Origin of the sequence: Frigoribacterium sp. CFBP 13605, from assembly GCF_014839405.1 — a bacterium.
Lineage (GTDB): Bacteria > Actinomycetota > Actinomycetes > Actinomycetales > Microbacteriaceae > Frigoribacterium.
On the sequence record NZ_JACYNS010000002.1, the window covers coordinates 130,372 to 146,964 of the forward strand.

The 16,593-nt window shown below is 70.5% G+C and carries 15 protein-coding genes; 6 read left to right on the forward strand and 9 right to left on the reverse strand.

Annotated elements, in window-relative coordinates; all coding sequences use genetic code 11:
- Positions 1 to 6: 6 nt before the first annotated feature.
- The 6 genes from IFT36_RS01725 to IFT36_RS01750 all read right to left on the reverse strand — a co-directional run bounded on the left by IFT36_RS01725 (position 7) and on the right by IFT36_RS01750 (position 7,047).
- Complete coding sequence (locus IFT36_RS01725) at positions 7 to 444, reverse strand: cytidine deaminase (protein WP_162234605.1); 438 nt, start codon at positions 442 to 444, stop codon at positions 7 to 9.
- Complete coding sequence (locus IFT36_RS01730) at positions 441 to 1,730, reverse strand: ABC transporter permease (RefSeq protein WP_200412278.1); 1,290 nt, start codon at positions 1,728 to 1,730, stop codon at positions 441 to 443. The genes IFT36_RS01725 and IFT36_RS01730 overlap by 4 nt, the downstream gene beginning before the upstream one ends.
- Positions 1,727 to 3,001 (reverse strand): ABC transporter permease, encoded by a 1,275-nt coding sequence (locus tag IFT36_RS01735; RefSeq protein WP_200412279.1) that lies wholly within the window; start codon positions 2,999 to 3,001, stop codon positions 1,727 to 1,729. Before IFT36_RS01735 ends, IFT36_RS01730 begins: the two co-directional genes overlap by 4 nt.
- Positions 2,998 to 4,518: an ABC transporter ATP-binding protein gene (locus IFT36_RS01740; RefSeq protein ID WP_192124744.1), complete on the reverse strand. Its 1,521-nt coding sequence runs from the start codon at positions 4,516 to 4,518 to the stop codon at positions 2,998 to 3,000. Before IFT36_RS01740 ends, IFT36_RS01735 begins: the two co-directional genes overlap by 4 nt.
- A 157-nt stretch (positions 4,519 to 4,675) precedes the next feature.
- The gene (locus IFT36_RS01745) at positions 4,676 to 5,761 is read right to left on the reverse strand and encodes a BMP family lipoprotein (RefSeq protein WP_200412280.1); all 1,086 of its coding nucleotides are present in this window, start codon (positions 5,759 to 5,761) and stop codon (positions 4,676 to 4,678) included.
- A gap of 167 nt (positions 5,762 to 5,928) precedes the next feature.
- Entirely contained in the window at positions 5,929 to 7,047 is a 1,119-nt protein-coding gene (locus tag IFT36_RS01750; RefSeq protein ID WP_123570462.1) for a mannose-1-phosphate guanylyltransferase, read from the reverse strand.
- 96 nt (positions 7,048 to 7,143) lie between these two features.
- Between IFT36_RS01750 and IFT36_RS01755 the strand changes: the two genes are divergently transcribed.
- The 5 genes from IFT36_RS01755 to IFT36_RS01775 all read left to right on the forward strand — a co-directional run bounded on the left by IFT36_RS01755 (position 7,144) and on the right by IFT36_RS01775 (position 12,003).
- Positions 7,144 to 8,286 carry a glycosyltransferase family 4 protein gene (locus IFT36_RS01755; protein WP_173151232.1) on the forward strand — a complete coding sequence of 381 codons (1,143 nt, stop codon included), beginning with the start codon at positions 7,144 to 7,146 and terminating at the stop codon, positions 8,284 to 8,286.
- Between the two features lie 186 nt (positions 8,287 to 8,472).
- On the forward strand, positions 8,473 to 8,925 hold the full coding sequence (gene sdhC / locus IFT36_RS01760; RefSeq protein ID WP_082460414.1) for a succinate dehydrogenase, cytochrome b556 subunit: 453 nt from the start codon (positions 8,473 to 8,475) through the stop codon (positions 8,923 to 8,925).
- A gap of 4 nt (positions 8,926 to 8,929) precedes the next feature.
- Positions 8,930 to 9,379 carry a succinate dehydrogenase, hydrophobic membrane anchor protein gene (sdhD, locus tag IFT36_RS01765; protein WP_056046415.1) on the forward strand — a complete coding sequence of 150 codons (450 nt, stop codon included), beginning with the start codon at positions 8,930 to 8,932 and terminating at the stop codon, positions 9,377 to 9,379.
- Positions 9,380 to 9,437: 58 nt separating this feature from the next.
- Positions 9,438 to 11,246: a succinate dehydrogenase flavoprotein subunit gene (gene sdhA / locus IFT36_RS01770; protein WP_056046417.1), complete on the forward strand. Its 1,809-nt coding sequence runs from the start codon at positions 9,438 to 9,440 to the stop codon at positions 11,244 to 11,246.
- Between the two features lies 1 nt (position 11,247).
- Positions 11,248 to 12,003, forward strand: a complete 756-nt coding sequence (locus IFT36_RS01775; RefSeq protein ID WP_056046419.1) for a succinate dehydrogenase iron-sulfur subunit — start codon at positions 11,248 to 11,250, stop codon at positions 12,001 to 12,003.
- A gap of 101 nt (positions 12,004 to 12,104) precedes the next feature.
- On the opposite strand, the gene IFT36_RS01780 is transcribed toward IFT36_RS01775, so the two are convergent.
- Both IFT36_RS01780 and IFT36_RS01785 read right to left on the reverse strand, forming a co-directional pair.
- The gene (locus tag IFT36_RS01780) at positions 12,105 to 12,452 is read right to left on the reverse strand and encodes a hypothetical protein (RefSeq protein ID WP_056046421.1); all 348 of its coding nucleotides are present in this window, start codon (positions 12,450 to 12,452) and stop codon (positions 12,105 to 12,107) included.
- The gene (locus tag IFT36_RS01785; protein WP_200412281.1) at positions 12,452 to 13,651 is read right to left on the reverse strand and encodes a DUF6177 family protein; all 1,200 of its coding nucleotides are present in this window, start codon (positions 13,649 to 13,651) and stop codon (positions 12,452 to 12,454) included. The genes IFT36_RS01780 and IFT36_RS01785 overlap by 1 nt, the downstream gene beginning before the upstream one ends.
- Positions 13,652 to 13,840: 189 nt before the next feature.
- Here IFT36_RS01785 and IFT36_RS01790 point away from each other — a divergent pair, with 189 nt between their 5' ends.
- Positions 13,841 to 14,584: a hypothetical protein gene (locus IFT36_RS01790; protein ID WP_192124738.1), complete on the forward strand. Its 744-nt coding sequence runs from the start codon at positions 13,841 to 13,843 to the stop codon at positions 14,582 to 14,584.
- A gap of 110 nt (positions 14,585 to 14,694) precedes the next feature.
- On the opposite strand, the gene ptsP is transcribed toward IFT36_RS01790, so the two are convergent.
- Complete coding sequence (ptsP, locus tag IFT36_RS01795; RefSeq protein WP_200412282.1) at positions 14,695 to 16,344, reverse strand: phosphoenolpyruvate--protein phosphotransferase; 1,650 nt, start codon at positions 16,342 to 16,344, stop codon at positions 14,695 to 14,697.
- Positions 16,345 to 16,593 lie beyond the last annotated feature (249 nt).

A 16,593-nucleotide genomic window follows, 5' to 3' on the forward strand; every position in this document is an offset into this window, starting at 1 on the left:
CGCGGGTCAGCCCTGCGAGGCGCGGTACGCCTCGAGCTGCCGCGGTCCGAACGCGTCGGGGATGACCTCGTCGATGGTCTTGAAGCCCGAGACGGTGTCGAGCACCATCGCTTCGTCGGAGTGTTCGTAGAGCAGCTGACGGCACCGCCCGCAGGGCATCAGGACCCCGCCGTTGCCGTCGACGCAGGCGAAGGCGACCAGACGGCCCCCTCCCGACATGACGAGGTCGGACACCAGTGAGCACTCGGCGCAGAGGGTTATGCCGTACGAGGCGTTCTCGACGTTGCAGCCCGAGACGATCCGACCGTCGTCCGTGACGGCCGCGGCCCCCACGGGGAAGTTCGAGTAGGGGACGTACGCCTTGCGCATGGCGTCGCGAGCCGCTCCGCGGAGGGCGTCCCAGTCGGTCTCGGCGAGCACGGACTCGCTGCTGCGGGCGGTCACGACTTGATGTAGGGCTTGCCCGAGGCCGCGGGGCCCCGGGACTGCCCGACCAGGCCGGCGACCGCGAAGATCGTCACGACGTACGGCAGCATGAGCATGAACTCGCTGGGCACCGGCGAACCGATGGCCCCGAGCACGTTCTGCAGGTTGCTCGCGAAGCCGAACAACAGCGCGGCGAGCGTGGCCCGGATCGGGTCCCACCGACCGAAGATGACCGCGGCCAGGGCGATGAATCCCGCGCCCGCCGTCATCTCTTTCTGGAAGTTGCCGAGCGAACCGAGCGTGAAGTACGCCCCGCCGAGGCCGGCGATCGCCCCTGCGAGGGAGACGTTCCAGAACCGGGTGGCGTTGACCTTGATGCCCACGGTGTCGGCCGCCTGCGGGTGCTCGCCCACCGAACGGAGGCGCAGCCCCCACCGCGTGCGGAAGAGACCGTAGAAGACGACCGCGATCGCGATGTACATCAGGTAGACGATGATCGTCTGACGGAAGAAGACCGGCCCGACGATCGGGATCTGGCTGAGGACCGGGATGTCGAGCTGCGGGAACCGCACGCCGCGGTTCAGCGACTCGGACTTCGACAGCACCTGCGAGTACAGGAAGCTGGTGAGGCCCGTGACGAGCACGTTGAGCACGACGCCGACGATGACCTGGTCGACGATGTAGCGGATGCTGAACACCGCCAGGACCATCGACACGAGCACGCCCGCGATCATCGCCCCGACCAGGCCGACGTAGGCCGACCCGGTCGCCGAGGCGACCATGGCCGAGACGAAGGCTCCGGCGAGCAACTGCCCCTCGATCGCGACGTTGACGACACCGACCCGCTCGCTGATGACACCGCCGAGGGCACCGAAGATCAGCGGGGTGCTGAGTGCGAGGGCGCCGAGCAGAAGACCGGGCACCGGGATGGTCTGACCGGCGCTCGCCCACGTGAGGAAGCCGAGCAGGAAGAGGACGCCGAACACGGCGATCAGCCAGATCGGCACCTTCTCGAAGCGGACGGCGCGCAGCACCGCGACCACCGTGATGACGGCCAGGAGCACCGTCAGCACGATGCCGGTGCCGGCCGCCGGCAGGACCGCGTCGGGCAGGGCGAAGAAGTCCGTCGTCGTCGACAGGCGGAAGGTGCTCTCGCCGTCCCGGGCGAGGCCGAGGAACAACACGGCGGCCACGATCGTGAAGATCGCGAACGCGATCGGGGCCTTGAGGCTGCGGGAGGAGGCCCGCGCCAGGTCGGGCGACGGCACGGCGGGGACCGCGGTGTCGGGGGTGAGCGTGCTCACTTGGTGACCACCGCCTCCTTGTTCGAGGCCTTGCGCACCGGGCGGAGGCCCGGGGCCGGCAGACGGAAGATCGCTCGGACCAGCGGGGGCGCGGCCACGAACAACACGATGAGGGACTGCACGACGAGCACGATGTCGATCGGCACGCCGTTGGCGGCCTGCATCGAGTACCCGCCGGCCTTGAGCGCGCCGAAGAGGACGCCGGCGCCGAACACTCCCCACGGCCGCGAACGACCGAGCAGCGCGACCGTGATCGCGTCGAAGCCGATGCCGGCGTCGATGCCCGAGGTGAAGCCGCTGGTCAGCGTGCCGAGCACCTGGGTCGACCCGGCGACGCCCGCGAGCGCACCCGAGATGAGCATCGCGTAGAGGTAGATGTTCTTGACGTTCATGCCGGCCGTGCGGGCTGCGTGCGGGTTCTCGCCGACGGCACGGAATCGGAAGCCGAGCGTCGACCGGTTGATCAGCCACCAGACGACGGCGGTGATCACGATGACCAGCACGAAGCCCCAGTTGAGGTTGTACCGGGCGCCGAACAGGTCGGGCAGGATCGCCGTGTCGAGCGTGGCGGGCGACTTGGGGTTCGCGCTGCCCGGAGCCTGCAGCAGGCCCTGCGTCCGCAACATGAAGGCCAACAGGTAGAAGGCGATGTAGTTGAGCATGATCGTGAGGATCACCTCGTGGGCGCCGGTGCGGGCCTTGAGCAGGCCCACGATGCCGCCCCACAGGGCACCCGCGGCGATGCCGGCGGCGAGGGCTAGGGGAAGGTGCACGGCGAGCGGCAGGTGGAAGGAGAAGCCCACCCAGCCGGCGGCGGCCGAGGCCATCAGCATCTGCCCGCGGGCACCGATGTTGAACAGGCCCACGCGGAACGCGACCGCGACGCCGAGGCCCGCGGCGATGAGGGGCACGGCGTAGTTCAGCGTCTCGGTCAGCGGACGGATGCCCGCTGCGAAGCCGTCGACCCGGAAGTTGTAGATCGCGCCCTGGAACAGCGACGAGTACGACCCGCCGACCGCGGTCCGGAACGCCTGGAAGAAGTCGGCCGGGCGCGAGAAGAAGTAGCCCAGCGTGCCCTGCACCGTGGTGTCGGTGAACCCGATGAGGAGGCCCGAGACGACGAGCGCCAACACGACGGCGAGCACCGAGATGGCGGCGTTGCCGGTCGTGATCTCTCTCAGGAGGCGCGAGCCGCGTCCCTCGGTCGACTCCGGTGTCGACGGGGCGGGTGGCGTGCCCGGGCCCGTCGTGGTGGTCGTGGCGTCGCTCACGCTGCCTGCTCCGTTCCCTGCGGCATCTCGCCGGCCATCATGAGCCCCAGCACGTCGCGAGGGGTGTCCGCCGGCACGATGCCGACGATGGTGCCGCGGTACATCACGGCGATGCGGTCGGCCAGGGCGGCGACCTCGTCGAGCTCGGTCGAGACGACGATGACGGGCACGCCCTGGTCGCGGGTCTCGACGATGCGCTTGTGCACGAACTCGATCGACCCGACGTCGATGCCGCGGGTGGGCTGGGCGGCCACGAAGAGCCGCAGGTCGCGGCTGAGCTCGCGCGCCAGAACGACCTTCTGCTGGTTGCCGCCCGAGAGGCGGCCGGCAGGCGTCGTGATGCCCTGGGTGCGGATGTCGAACTCCTTCACCTTGGCCACGGCGAACGCCGCGAGCTCGGCGAGCTTGAGCGAGCCGCGCTTCACGAAGGGACCGGACTGCGAGCGGTCGAGCATGAGGTTCTCGGCCACGGTGAACTCGCCGACGAGGCCGTCCTGGTTGCGGTCCTCGGGGACGAAACCGACGCCCGCGTCGAGGACCTGGCGCACGCTGCGGCCCGTGATGTCGCGCCCGTCCAGGGAGACCCGCCCTTCCACCCGGGGCTGGAGGCCGAGGATGGCCTCGGTGAGTTCGGTCTGGCCGTTGCCCTGGACGCCGGCGATGGCGAGGATCTCGCCCCGGCGGACCTCGAACGAGACGTCGTCCACGACGACCTGTCCGATGGGGTCGACCACCCGGAGGTTCTCGACCACCAGGGCGGGCTCGCCGGCTTCGGCGGGGGCCTTCTGGACGGTGAGCTCGACGGCGCGACCGACCATGAGCGAGGCGAGCTCGGCGTTCGAGGCGGTCGGTTCGGCCTCGCCCACGACCTTGCCGAGGCGGATGACCGTGATGCGGGTGGCGACCTCGCGCACCTCGCGCAGCTTGTGGGTGATGAAGACGATGGCGGTGCCGGCGTCGCGCAGCTGACGCATGATCACCATGAGCTCGTCGGTCTCCTGCGGCGTGAGCACGGCGGTGGGCTCGTCGAACACGAGCACCTTGGCGTCACGGGACAGGGCCTTGATGATCTCGACGCGTTGCTGCACACCGACGGGCAGCTCCTCGACGAGGGCGTCGGGGTCGATGTCGAAGCCGAACCGGCTGCTGATCTCTCGCACCTTGGCGCGTGCCGCGGCGAGGTCGAGCCGGCCGCCGGACCTGGTCTCTTCGTGGCCGAGCATGACGTTCTCGGCGACGGTGAAGACGGGCACCAGCATGAAGTGCTGGTGGACCATGCCGATTCCGGCGCCCATGGCGTCGCCCGGACCCGAGAAGTGCTGGACGGCGTCGTCCAGCAGGATCTCGCCCTCGTCGGCCTGGTAGAGCCCGTAGAGCACGTTCATCAGCGTGGACTTGCCGGCACCGTTCTCGCCGAGCAGGCAGTGGATCTCGCCGGGCTCGACGGTCAGGCTGATGTGGTCGTTGGCGGTCAGCGCGCCGAATCGCTTGGTGATGCCCCGCAGTTCGAGCTTCATCTCAGGTGGCTACCTCGGGTCTAGGCATTCGGGTGGGGACGGGCGGCACCGGGTCGGCGGCCCGCCCACGGGCGTTGAGAGGGCCGGGAGCGACGGGGTGACCGTCGCTCCCGGCCCTGGGTCAGTCGATGCTAATCGATGACGGGAGGTGCTTTCGTCAGCTGGTGAGCGCCGACGGGGACTCGACCTCGATCGAGCCGTCGATGATGCCGGCCTTGATGGTGTCGAGCTCGTCCTGCAGACCGGAGTCGACCTTGTCGGCGTAGTCGTGGAACGGGGCGATGCCGACGCCGTCGTTCTCGAGCGTGCCCACGTAGGGCGTGCTCGAGAACTTGTCCTCGCTGGCCTGCGTGACGACCGCGTCGGTCGCCTGCTTGATGCCCTTGAGCACCGAGGTGAGGAAGAGGTCCTTGTTGGCGCTGTCGGTCTCGTAGGTGTCGCTGTCGGCACCGACCAGGACGACGTCCTTGCCGGAGTCGCGGATCGCCTCGGCGGCGCTCTGGTAGATCGGGCCACCGACCGGCAGGATGACGTCGGCGTTCTGGTCGATCAGGGTCTGGGCGCTCTGCTTGGCCGTGGTGCCGGCCTCGAAGCCACCGGTGAAGGTGCCGTTCTGGGCGTCGACGTCCCAGCCGACGACCTTGACGTCCTTGCCCTTCTGCTCGTTGTAGTACTTCACGCCGTCGGCGAAGCCGTCCATGAAGATGGTGACGGTCGGGAACTGCATGCCGCCGAAGGTGCCGACGACGCCGGTCTTCGAGTAGCTCGCCGCCGCGTATCCCGCGAGGAACGCGGCCTCGGACGTGTTGAAGGTGATCGGCTGCACGTTGTCGGCCGTGATCGACGAGTCGTCGATGGTGGCGTAGTTGATGCCCGAGTTCGCCTCGGCCGCCGACTTGGTGGCGTCGGCGAGCGCGAAGCCGACCGTGACGATCAGGTTGCAGCCCTGGTCGGCGAGGTTCGACAGGTTGGCGTCGTAGACCGTCTCGTCGGCCGACTCGACCGTCTTGGGCGTGGACCCGATGGTCTTCGCGGCCTCGGTCAGGCCCTCGTAGCCGAGCTGGTTGAACGACTTGTCGTCGAAGCCGCCGGCGTCGGAGACCATGCAAGGGACGAAGTCGCTCGAGGCGCCGCTGGTCGAGCCAGAGCCGCTCTCGGGGGCCGAGGCACAGCCGGCCAGGATGACGGCGGTGCTCGCCAGGGCGAGGCCGCTGAGCACGGCCTTGCGCGCAGTTGTAGTCAAGTTGTCCTCCAGGGTGCAGCCCGGCACGAGGCGCGCCGGGTGGGTATGGCTGACAGGTTACCTACTGTGACGGGCGCCTCCGACCGACGGGTGGTAGTGATGCCGAGGCGTTACACAGTCGCGACCACGACGTAACGAGCACGAAACGTCCACGGCCCCGGAGCGGGTCAGAGGACGTCGCTGCGACCGCTCAGCTTGAGGGCGTCCACGACGCCCTTGACGCGTTGGGCGTTCGCCGTCGTCGTGACGAGCAGGGCGTCGGGGGTGTCGACCACGATGATGTCGTTGACGCCGATCAGCGAGATCAGCCGGCCGCTGTTGCCGACGACGATGCCGCTCGAGCTGTCGGCGAGCACGCGGGCGTTCTCGCCGAGGATGGCCAGGTCGCTCTTGCGACCGCCGGCGTGCAGCTTGGCGATGGACGCGAAGTCGCCGACGTCGTCCCAGTCGAAGTCGCCCGGCACGACGGCCAGCCGGCCCGCCGCGGCGGCGGGTTCGGCCACGGTGTAGTCGATGGCGATCTTCTCGAGGCCGGGCCACACCTTGTCGACGACGGCGCCGCGCTTCGGGGTGTCCCATGCCGCCGCGAGCTCTTCGATGCCCTCGAGCAGGTCGGGACGGGTCTCGCCCAGCTGCTCGAGCAACCGGTCGGCCCGCGAGATGAACATGCCGCCGTTCCAGAGGTAGTCGCCGCCGGAGACGTATCGCTCGGCCGTCTCGAGGTCGGGCTTCTCGACGAACGACTCGACCGTGCGGGCGCTCGGTGCGCCCTCGATGTCGAGCGGTGCGCCGACATGGATGTAGCCGAACCCGATCGCGGGTTCGGTGGGGGTGATGCCGATCGTGGCGATGTAGCCCTCGTCGGCGGCGACGATGGCCTCGCGGACGGCCCGACCGAAACCGCGGGTGTCGGCGATGACGTGGTCGGCGGCGAACGAGCCGATGATGACGTCCGGCTCACGACGACGGAGGACGGCGGCGGCGAGGCCGATGGCCGCGGTGCTGTCCTTCGGCTCGCTCTCGAGGACGACGTTGTGGTCGGCGAGGCCGGGCAGCTGCGACTCGACCGCGGCTCGGTGTGCCCGCCCGGTGACGACCATGATGCGTTGGTCGCCGTTGAGCGGGGCGAGGCGGTCCCAGGTGCCGCGCAGCAGGGTCGAACCGCTGCCGGTGAGGTCGTGCAAGAACTTGGGTGCGTCGGCGCGGCTGAGCGGCCAGAGACGGGACCCGATGCCACCCGCCGGGATGATGCTGTAGAACCGGTCGAGGCTTTCCTGGATCGTCATGAGTTCACCTTATCGACGCCCCTCCTCCATGCCTCCGATCCCCTCGCGCCACCGTCGCCGTCGAGGCTCGCAGCACGAGCAGTCCGAGGAGGACCGATGCGAGTCGTGATCGTGACCGAGAGCTTCCTACCCACCGTCAACGGGGTCACCACGAGCGTGCTGCGCGTGCTCGACCACCTGGCCCGACGCGGACACGAGGCCATGGTCATCGCCCCGGCCGGCCGCGGGACCACGAGCTACGCCGGCTTCCCCGTCCACCGGGTGCCGTCCGTGGCCTACCGCCAGTTCCCGGTCGGCCTGCCGAACCCGCAGGTCGCGGCCGCCATCGCCGGGTTCCGACCCGACGTCGTGCACGTCGCCTCGCCGTTCCTGCTCGGCGCCCAGGCCATCGCCGCGGCGGCACGCCTGGGCGTGCCCTCGGTCGCCGTCTTCCAGACCGACGTCGCCCGGTACGCGGGGACGAACGGCCTCGGGCTCGGCTCGGCCGTCGCCTGGCGGCTCGTCCGCCGCATCCACGACCAGGCCACGACGACGCTGGTCCCCTCGCGCGCCTCCTTGCGGGACCTCGAGACGGCCGGCGTGGGCCGGCTCGCGACCTGGGGGCGAGGAGTCGACTCGGCCCTGTTCCACCCGAACCGCAAGTCGGGCGACGCGGTGCGCGCCCTGCGGGAGTCCTGGGGCGCACCCGACCAGGTGCTCGTCGGCTACGTGGGCCGACTGGCCCCCGAGAAACAGGTCGAGCGGCTGGCCGCCCTGCGCCCCCTGCGGGAGGCCCGCCTCGTGGTCGTCGGGGGCGGCCCCTCACTGCCCGCCCTCCGCCGCCGCCTGCGACAGCTCGACCCGGTGTTCACCGGCCCTCTGCACGGCGAGCACCTCGCGGACGCCTATGCGGCGCTCGACGTGTTCGTGCACACCGGCTCGACCGAGACCTTCGGTCAGACCGTCCAGGAGGCCCACGCCAGCGGACTGCCGGTCGTGGCCCCGGCCGCGGGCGGGCCCCTCGACCTGGTGCGGCACGGGGTCGACGGGTTCCTCTTCGAGCCCCGCCACGACCACTCGCTCCGCCGGAGCGTCCGCACCCTGGTCCTCTCGGACGAGCTGCGGGCCCGCTTCGGCGAGGCCGGCAGGCGGGCAGTCGTCGGACGCACGTGGGAGACGCTCGGCGACGAGCTCGTCGAGCACTACCGACGGGCGATGGCGAGCGTCCGCGACGGGGCGGAGCGCGCCTCCGTCCGCTGATCGCGGGGCCGGGCCGACGGGTCCGTCTTGTCTCGACGTCGAACGACTTCGGAGGAGCGGGGCCGCGTCCGCACTCGGCGGGAACATAGACTGGACAGGTTCTGAGAACGCCACCAGCGGACACGGCTGTCCCTCGTACCGATCGAGCGAGAACGTCGTCCGCCCCATCCGCGAGGAGAAGTGCTCATGGCCGAGCAGTCGACGCGAACGGTCGCATCACCGGCAGGCAGACCGGGTGCACCGAAGATCAGTGCGCCCAAGGCGCCCGGGAAGATCGCCGGCACCCTCTACCGGGGCCGTGAGGGCATGTGGTCGTGGGTCCTCCACCGCATCACCGGCGTGAGCATCTACTTCTTCCTGCTGGTGCACATCCTCGACACCGCCCTGGTGCGGATCAGCCCCGAGGCATACAACGCGGTGATCGGCACCTACAAGAACCCGATCATGGGGCTCGGCGAGACCGGCCTCGTCGCCGCGATCCTGTTCCACGCCCTGAACGGCCTGCGGATCATCCTCATCGACTTCTGGGGCCCCGGCACCAAGTACCAGCGCGTCATGTTCTGGGTCGTCATCGGCCTCGCCGTGGTCCTGTTCGCCGGCTTCGCCCCGCGCCACCTGATGAACGTCTTCTCGGAGTAGAGCCATGACCACCCAGACCGTCGAAGCCCCGCGCTCGGCCCGTGCGGCCCAGCGCTCCACCAACTACGAGAAGTGGGGCTGGATCTACATGCGCGCCAGCGGCCTGCTGCTCGTCGTGCTCGTGTTCGGCCACCTGTTCATCAACCTGCTCGCGAGCGAGGGCGGCGTCAAGGCCATCGACTTCGCCTTCGTGGCCGGCAAGTGGGCCAGCCCGTTCTGGCAGGTCTACGACACCCTCCTCCTCTGGCTCGCGCTGATCCACGGCACGAACGGCATGCGGACGATCGTCAACGACTACGTCTCGAAGCCGACGGTGCGCAAGGTCCTGCTCGTCACGCTCGTGACCTCGACCGTCGTCCTGCTCGTCCTCGGCACGCTCGTGATCTACACGTTCGACCCGTGCCCTGCGAACGCCCCGGCCGACCTGCTGCCGTCGTTCTGCACCGCCGGCTAGCCACCCGGCCCACCGTCCACTCCGGCCACCGGCCGCACGTCCCCCACCGGAAAGAACCGTGACCACACCCTCCCCCGCCCCCGCCAGCACCGTCGTCGACGGCGTCCACTACCACCAGCACGACATCGTCATCGTCGGGGCCGGGGGTGCGGGCATGAGGGCGGCCATCGAGGCCGGCCCGAACGCCAGCACCGCGGTGATCTCGAAGCTGTACCCGACCCGTTCGCACACCGGTGCGGCCCAGGGCGGCATGGCCGCGGCCCTCGCCAACGTCGAGGACGACAACTGGGAGTGGCACACGTTCGACACCGTCAAGGGCGGCGACTACCTCGTCGACCAGGACGCCGCCGAGATCCTCGCCAAGGAGGCGATCGACGCCGTCCTCGACCTCGAGAACATGGGGCTGCCGTTCAACCGCACCCCCGAGGGCAAGATCGACCAGCGTCGCTTCGGCGGCCACACGGCCGAGCACGGCAAGAACCCCGTCCGGCGAGCCTGCTACGCGGCCGACCGCACGGGTCACATGATCCTCCAGACGCTTTACCAGAACTGCGTCAAGCACGGCATCAACTTCTTCAACGAGTTCTACGTCCTCGACCTCATCATGGGAGAGATCGACGGAGAAGAGCGCCCGGCCGGCGTGATCGCCTACGAGCTCTCGACCGGCGACCTGCACGTGTTCCAGGGCAAGGCCGTCATCTTCGCCACCGGCGGCTTCGGCAAGATCTACAAGACGACGTCCAACGCGCACACCCTGACCGGCGACGGCGTGGGCATCATCTGGCGCAAGGGCCTGCCGCTCGAGGACATGGAGTTCTTCCAGTTCCACCCGACCGGCCTCGCCGGGCTCGGCATCCTGCTGAGCGAGGCCGCCCGCGGTGAGGGCGCGATCCTGCGCAACAGCGAGGGCGAGCGCTTCATGGAGCGCTACGCCCCCACCATCAAGGACCTGGCGCCCCGCGACATCGTCGCGCGCTGCATGGCGACCGAGATCCGCGAGGGCCGTGGGGCCGGACCGCACAAGGACTACGTCTACCTCGACATCACGCACCTCGACCCGGCCGTGATCGACGCCAAGCTGCCGGACATCACGGAGTTCGCCCGCACCTACCTCGGCGTCGAGCCGTACACCGAGCCCGTCCCCGTGCTGCCGACCGCCCACTACGCCATGGGTGGCATCCCGACGAACGTCAAGGCCGAGGTGCTCCGCGACAACACGACGGTCGTGCCGGGCCTCTACGCCGCCGGCGAGTGCGCCTGCGTCAGCGTGCACGGCTCGAACCGCCTCGGCACGAACTCGCTGCTCGACATCAACGTCTTCGGCAAGCGCGCCGGCAACAACGCCGTCGAGTACGTGAAGGACGCCCCCTTCGTGCCGCTGCCCGACGATCCGGCCGGCTTCGTGCGCGGTCTCGTCGAGGACGTCCGCAACGCCACGGGCACCGAGCGCATCGCGACGCTGCGCAAGGAGCTGCAGGACAGCATGGACCGCAACGCCCAGGTGTTCCGTACCGAAGAGACCCTCGACGAGGTCACCCACGTGATCGCCGACCTCCGCGACCGGTTCAAGAACATCTCGGTGCAGGACAAGGGCAAGCGCTTCAACACCGATCTGCTCGAGGCCATCGAGCTGGGCTTCCTGCTCGACCTCGCCGAGGTCGTCGTCTACTCGGCTCGTTCGCGTCAGGAGAGCCGCGGGGGGCACTTCCGCGAGGACTACCCCACGCGCGACGACGAGAACTGGCTCGTCCACACGATGGCGTACCTGACGGGCGACGCCCACTCGTCCCTGGCCGGCGACCACATCCGCCTCGACACCAAACCCGTCGTGATCACGAACTACCAGCCGATGGAACGGAAGTACTGACATGAGCACCGCTGTCCTCGAGAACAAGCCCCAGGGCGCCGACGCCGTCCCCACGTTCACGGCGACCCTGATCATCCGCCGGTTCGACCCCGAGGTCGACGACGAGCCCCGCTGGCAGGACTTCGACGTCCAGGTGCTGCCGACGGACCGGGTGCTCGACGCCCTGCACCAGATCAAGTGGGAGCAGGACGGATCGCTGACCTTCCGTCGTTCGTGCGCCCACGGCGTCTGCGGCTCCGACGCGATGCGCATCAACGGTCGCAACCGGTTGGCCTGCAAGACGCTGATCAAGGACCTCGACATCTCGCAGCCGATCTACGTCGAAGCGATCAAGGGCCTTCCCCTCGAGAAGGACCTCGTCGTCGACATGGAGCCCTTCTTCCAGTCGTACCGCGAGATCCAGCCGTTCCTCATGGCCTCGTCCAAGCCCGAGAAGGAGCGCCTGCAGAGCGCCACCCAGCGCGAGCGCTTCGACGACACGACCAAGTGCATCCTCTGCGCCGCCTGCACGTCGAGCTGCCCGGTGTTCTGGACCGACGGCCAGTACTTCGGTCCGGCCGCCATCGTCAACGCGCACCGCTTCATCTTCGACTCGCGCGACGAGGGTGCGCAGGTGCGCCTCGACATCTTGAACGACAAAGAAGGCGTGTGGCGCTGCCGCACCACCTTCAACTGCACCGAGGCCTGCCCGCGCGGCATCCAGGTGACGCAGGCCATCGCCGAGGTCAAGCAGGCCGTCTTGCGCGGACGGGCCTGACACCGAGCCACCGCCACGAGAGAGGGCCCGACCACCACGTGGTCGGGCCCTCTCTCGTACGACGGGTCGCGGCGGTGCAAGGACGCACGTCGACGACCTGGTCAGTCGTCCTCGACGATGCAGGCGGCCTCGAGGCCGAGGGCGAGTCGTAGCGCGACCGACACCCCGGTCTCGCCTTCGTCGCCCATCGGGGCGACGGCGTCGATCCAGAACACCGGGAGGGGCACCGAGGGCGGGTCGGGCAGCAGACGGTGGACCTCGTCCGCCTCGGTCAGTTCGGCCGCCTGGTAGACGGTGAGGAGCGGAACCCCACCCGCCCCGAACACCTGGAGGGCGTCGCCGCCGTCGATCTCGCGCACGCCCAGCGAACCGTCGACGGCGTGGGCCGCCGTGGCGAGGTCGAGCTGGTCGTAGACGTGCGGACTCAGGATGGTGATGTCGCGGGGCATCAGCTCTCGTCCTCGGCAGGACGCGGACGCTCGGTTCCGGCCTGGGACTCGATGCCTGCCTGGTCGCCGGACCGGCTGCCCGTCCCGGCATCGGTCTCGGTCATGGCCTCGGCCTCGGCCGTGCTCTCGTGCAGCAGGTCCAGTTCGTGCAGGTCTTCCTCCCACGCCTGGAGCAGAGGGCTGGCCACGAGCTGGGCGAGCCTCTCGGGGCCGACGGCCTCCAGCGTGCGGTGCAGAGCGTTCCAGCCCGACGTGGCCTCGTCACCCAGCGGCACGACGTAGGCGGGCAGGCGCGGTCGGCCGACCACGACGACCGGACGCTCGGCGTCGAGGGCGGAGCGTTCGAGGCCGAGCCGACGCACGGACGGTGCGCCGATCAAGAGGGCGACCGGGTTCGGCGGGGGGTAGGTCACGGCCCGGACGCACCGATCGGACTCGCCCTCGCGGGCGATGACGAGGGCGAAGGTCGGCAGGGACGACTCGGCGATGTGGCCGAGAGCGTCGGTCAGCCGGGCGATGGCGTCGTCGAGCGTCCCCTCGGTCACGTCGACCGTCAACGCCGTGGTCTCCTCGATGCCCTGGTCGGTGACCCGTGCGGTGATCGTCGCCGAGAGGTGCGGCCCCTCGACGACGACCCGGACGGTCTCAGGAGCCTGGTGACGGGCGTGTTGGGTGAGGACCCAGCGGTCCCAGGCGTGGCCGAGGGGCTCGGTCGCCCCCCACCGGGTCGGGACGGCGCCCGAGACGGCCGCTCCCAGGGTCTCGACCGCGCCTCCGAGGCTCGTGTCGTGGGACGCCCTGTGGAGCACCGTGAGGTCGACGCTGAGCTGGCAGGTGGTGTCGACGGCGTCCTCGATGAGGGGCAGCCACCCGGCGGACGGCGCGGCGGGTACCGAGGCGTCGGGCTCGGTGGCCGCGGCGTCGACGTCGGCGTAGGGCAGGCCCGTGAGGCCGTCCCGGAGACGGTCCTCGTCGTCGTGCACGGCCCAGACGCCCCCGGCGGCGACCAGGGCGGCCCGGAGGCCGACGGTGAGGCGCGACCGTTCGCTGGTGACGAGCACGACGCGTCGACTCGTCGGGGGTCGACCGAGGAGGTCCGCGAGCGGACGACTGAGTCGGACGACGCGGGCCCTGCTGTCGACCCGGACGGCGCGCGACGAGATCGCGTCGACCAACGGGTGTCGGATTGGGGTGCCCACCCGTCGATTCTGCTCCGTGGCGGAGGGCCGTGACCGGATGCACGGCGGACTCGGACCAGCCCGGCCCGAGACGGCCCACGAGGCCTAGGCTGGGTCCCCGTCATCGCCAACGACCCTCGAGAGGCCTGCCATGAACGACGCCCGACGCCTCGACCGACGGCCCTGCGGGCCCGGTCCGCGAGCGATCTCGTGAGACGACGCCCGTACCGCAACGGCGAACGCCCCCTCGACCAGCGGGAACGCCGACGAGCCTTCGCGGCAGCCGTCCGGACGAGGCCGCCCCTCCGACCCACCGCCGACCGAGAGTTCGGTCGGGCCCTCGCGCGCCTCGACGAGCTCGTCGAGAAGGTCCTGCTCTCGGGCGACCACGACCGCTTGCTCGACGAGACGCGGGTGTCGACCTGGCCTCGCGAACTGGACGCCGTGGCCGCGGTCGTGGTGGACCGGCTCGATCCGCCGCCGTCGGTCGACCGCGCGGCGGTGTCCGCCGCCGTCGCGGACAACCTGGAGGCGCGCTTCGGCCTGCGTGCGGGAGCCTCCCCGACCGAGAGGTCGGTCGTCCTCTGGCAGTCGGTGGCCGGTGCCGACTCGCGGCTCGCCGAGAACGGGTGGGAGCGTGACGTCCTCTCGGACGACCGGGAGGCGCTGGCCGAGTTCTTCGCCTCGGACGGCGATCCGGTGCGGGCACGTCTCACGCGGTCGTCGGGTCGCCTGCACCTCGAACTGCGGGGCACGAACGCACCCGTCGGCGACCGGTCGTCGTCGTACGCGGTGCTGTCGCGATCGAGCGCGCTCGTCCTCGTCGACGATCCCCGCGGCCTCGTCTCGGTGCTCGACGAGAGCACGGCCGGTGCGCTGCGCGACGTGGTCGTGGCCTGGGGCGAACTGGCCGACCACCTCGACGAACGTCGCGCCGAGGCCGGGGCACGCTGAAGCCGGACCGTCTTGAGGCCGGAACACCCTGAGGCCCGTCGATCCCGAGGTCGGAGTCGGACGGACGACGAACGACGCCGCCCCCGGGAGGGGCGACGCCGTCCCGACCGTCAGACGGTGACGGCTTCGGCTGCCTGTCGCGCGCCCGCGGCGGTGGTCGCCGCGACGGCGGCGGCCGCGAGCTCGCGAGCCTGGTCGAGGGTGTACCGGGAGAGCTCGAGGCGCACGTCGGCCAACGCGGCCGGCGTCATCGAGAGCGTGGTCGCCCCCAGACCGACGAGCACGACGGCCAGCAGGGGGTCGGCCGCGGCCTCGCCGCAGATGCCGACCGGCTTGCCGGCTGCGGCACCGGCGTCGCCGAGCGACTTGACCAGACGCAGCACGGCGGGGTGCCAGGGGTCTTGATAGGCGGCCACGGAGCCGAGCATGCGGTCGGCCGCCATCGTGTACTGGGTGAGGTCGTTCGTCCCGACGCTGACGAAGTCGGCGCTGGCGAAGATCTGGTCCGCGAGCACCGCGAGCGAGGGGACCTCGGCCATCACGCCGACCGTCTTCAGGCCGAGTTCTCGGCCGAGGGCGACGAAGTACTCGGTCTCTTCGGCGTCGCTGACCATGGGCGCCATGACCCACAGGTCGGCGGTGGTCGCCGCCTGTGCTTGCGCCAAGGCGGTGAGCTGGTCGCGCAGGATGTCTTCTTTGACGCGCAGGGCGCGGAGGCCGCGCAGGCCGAGCGCGGGATTCTCCTCGTGGGCGTCGTTCAGGAAGCTGAGCGGCTTGTCGGCGCCCGCGTCGAGGGCGCGCACGACGACCTTCTTGCCCGGGAAGGCCTCGAGCAGAGCGGTGTAGCTCGCCGTCTGGCTCTCGACGGTGGGCGCGGTGGAATTGCCGAGGAAGAGGAACTCGGTGCGGAACAGTCCGACGCCTTCGGCACCCAGTTCGATGGCCCCGGCCGCCTCGGCCGGCGCGCCCAGGTTCGCGAGCAGCGGGACGGTGTGGCCGTCGGCCAGCGCACCCTCGGTGAGCGGCGCGGCGGCGGCGGCCGCGCGGTCGGCGATGCGCTTCTCGGCGTCGGCGACCTCGTCCGCGGACGGGTCGACCGTGACGACGCCGGTCGCGGCGTCGGCCACGACGATCGTGCCGTCGGCGAGGTCGAGCGCACCGGTCACCCCGACGATCGCGGGGATCGACTTGGACCGGGCGAGGATGGCGGTGTGCGACGTGGGTCCGCCGTCACGCGTGACCAGGGCGAGCACCTTGTCGAGGTCGAGCAGGGCGGTGTCGGCAGGGGCGAGGTCGGGCGCGACCAGCACGAACGGGGTGTCGCTTTCGGGCACCCCGGGAGCCGGGACGCCTCGCAGCGAGGCGATGACGCGCTGCGCCACGTCGCCGAGGTCCGTCGCGCGTTCGGCCATGTAGCCCCCCATGCCGATCAGGAGGTCCTGGAAGGAGGCGAACGCCTCGTGCACGGCGCGTTCACCGGTGCGACCGTCGTCGATGCGGGCCTTCACGTCGTCGGTGAGGGTGGGGTCCTGGGCCATCAGAGACTGGGCGTCGAGGACGTCCTTCGCCTCGCCGCCGGCCTTCTCGCCGCGGGCCGTGAGGTCGGCGGCGACCGCGGAGAGGGCGGTGAGCACGGCGTCGTACTCGAGAGCCGCGTCGGCGGTGCGGGGATCGGTGCCCGGCTCGGGCAGCGGATCGGGCATCTTCTTGACAGGGCCGACGGCCACTCCACGTCCGACGCCAACGCCCTGTAGTGCCACGGTGAACCTCTTCGAGTCTCGATGGTGGGGGCGTGCGGCAGGACGCCGGGCACGCCCACGGTCGGTCCATCGTAGACGGAACGTCCGGACGTCCGGTCAGCGCCGATCCCGGGCTCGACCGAGGTGGCCGGGCCGCGTCGCCCGGCCACCCCTACCCTGGACGCATGCGCGCGCCGTGGACCCGAGAACCGACGCCCGACCCGGCCGAGGCGACCCGCGCCTCCGCGGCGGGACGCCCGTCCGGACGCG

What these genes read in the sequence shown, in the direction of transcription:
- IFT36_RS01740 (WP_192124744.1), bottom strand. Translation starts at nt 4,518, where the DNA reads ATGAAGCTCGAACTGCGGGGCATCACCAAGCGATTCGGCGCGCTGACC.
- IFT36_RS01750 (WP_123570462.1), bottom strand. Translation starts at nt 7,047, where the DNA reads ATGACGATCCAGGAAAGCCTCGACCGGTTCTACAGCATCATCCCGGCG.
- IFT36_RS01755 (WP_173151232.1), top strand. Translation starts at nt 7,144, where the DNA reads ATGCGAGTCGTGATCGTGACCGAGAGCTTCCTACCCACCGTCAACGGG.
- sdhC (WP_082460414.1), top strand. Translation starts at nt 8,473, where the DNA reads ATGGCCGAGCAGTCGACGCGAACGGTCGCATCACCGGCAGGCAGACCG.
- sdhD (WP_056046415.1), top strand. Translation starts at nt 8,930, where the DNA reads ATGACCACCCAGACCGTCGAAGCCCCGCGCTCGGCCCGTGCGGCCCAG.
- IFT36_RS01775 (WP_056046419.1), top strand. Translation starts at nt 11,248, where the DNA reads ATGAGCACCGCTGTCCTCGAGAACAAGCCCCAGGGCGCCGACGCCGTC.
- IFT36_RS01780 (WP_056046421.1), bottom strand. Translation starts at nt 12,452, where the DNA reads ATGCCCCGCGACATCACCATCCTGAGTCCGCACGTCTACGACCAGCTC.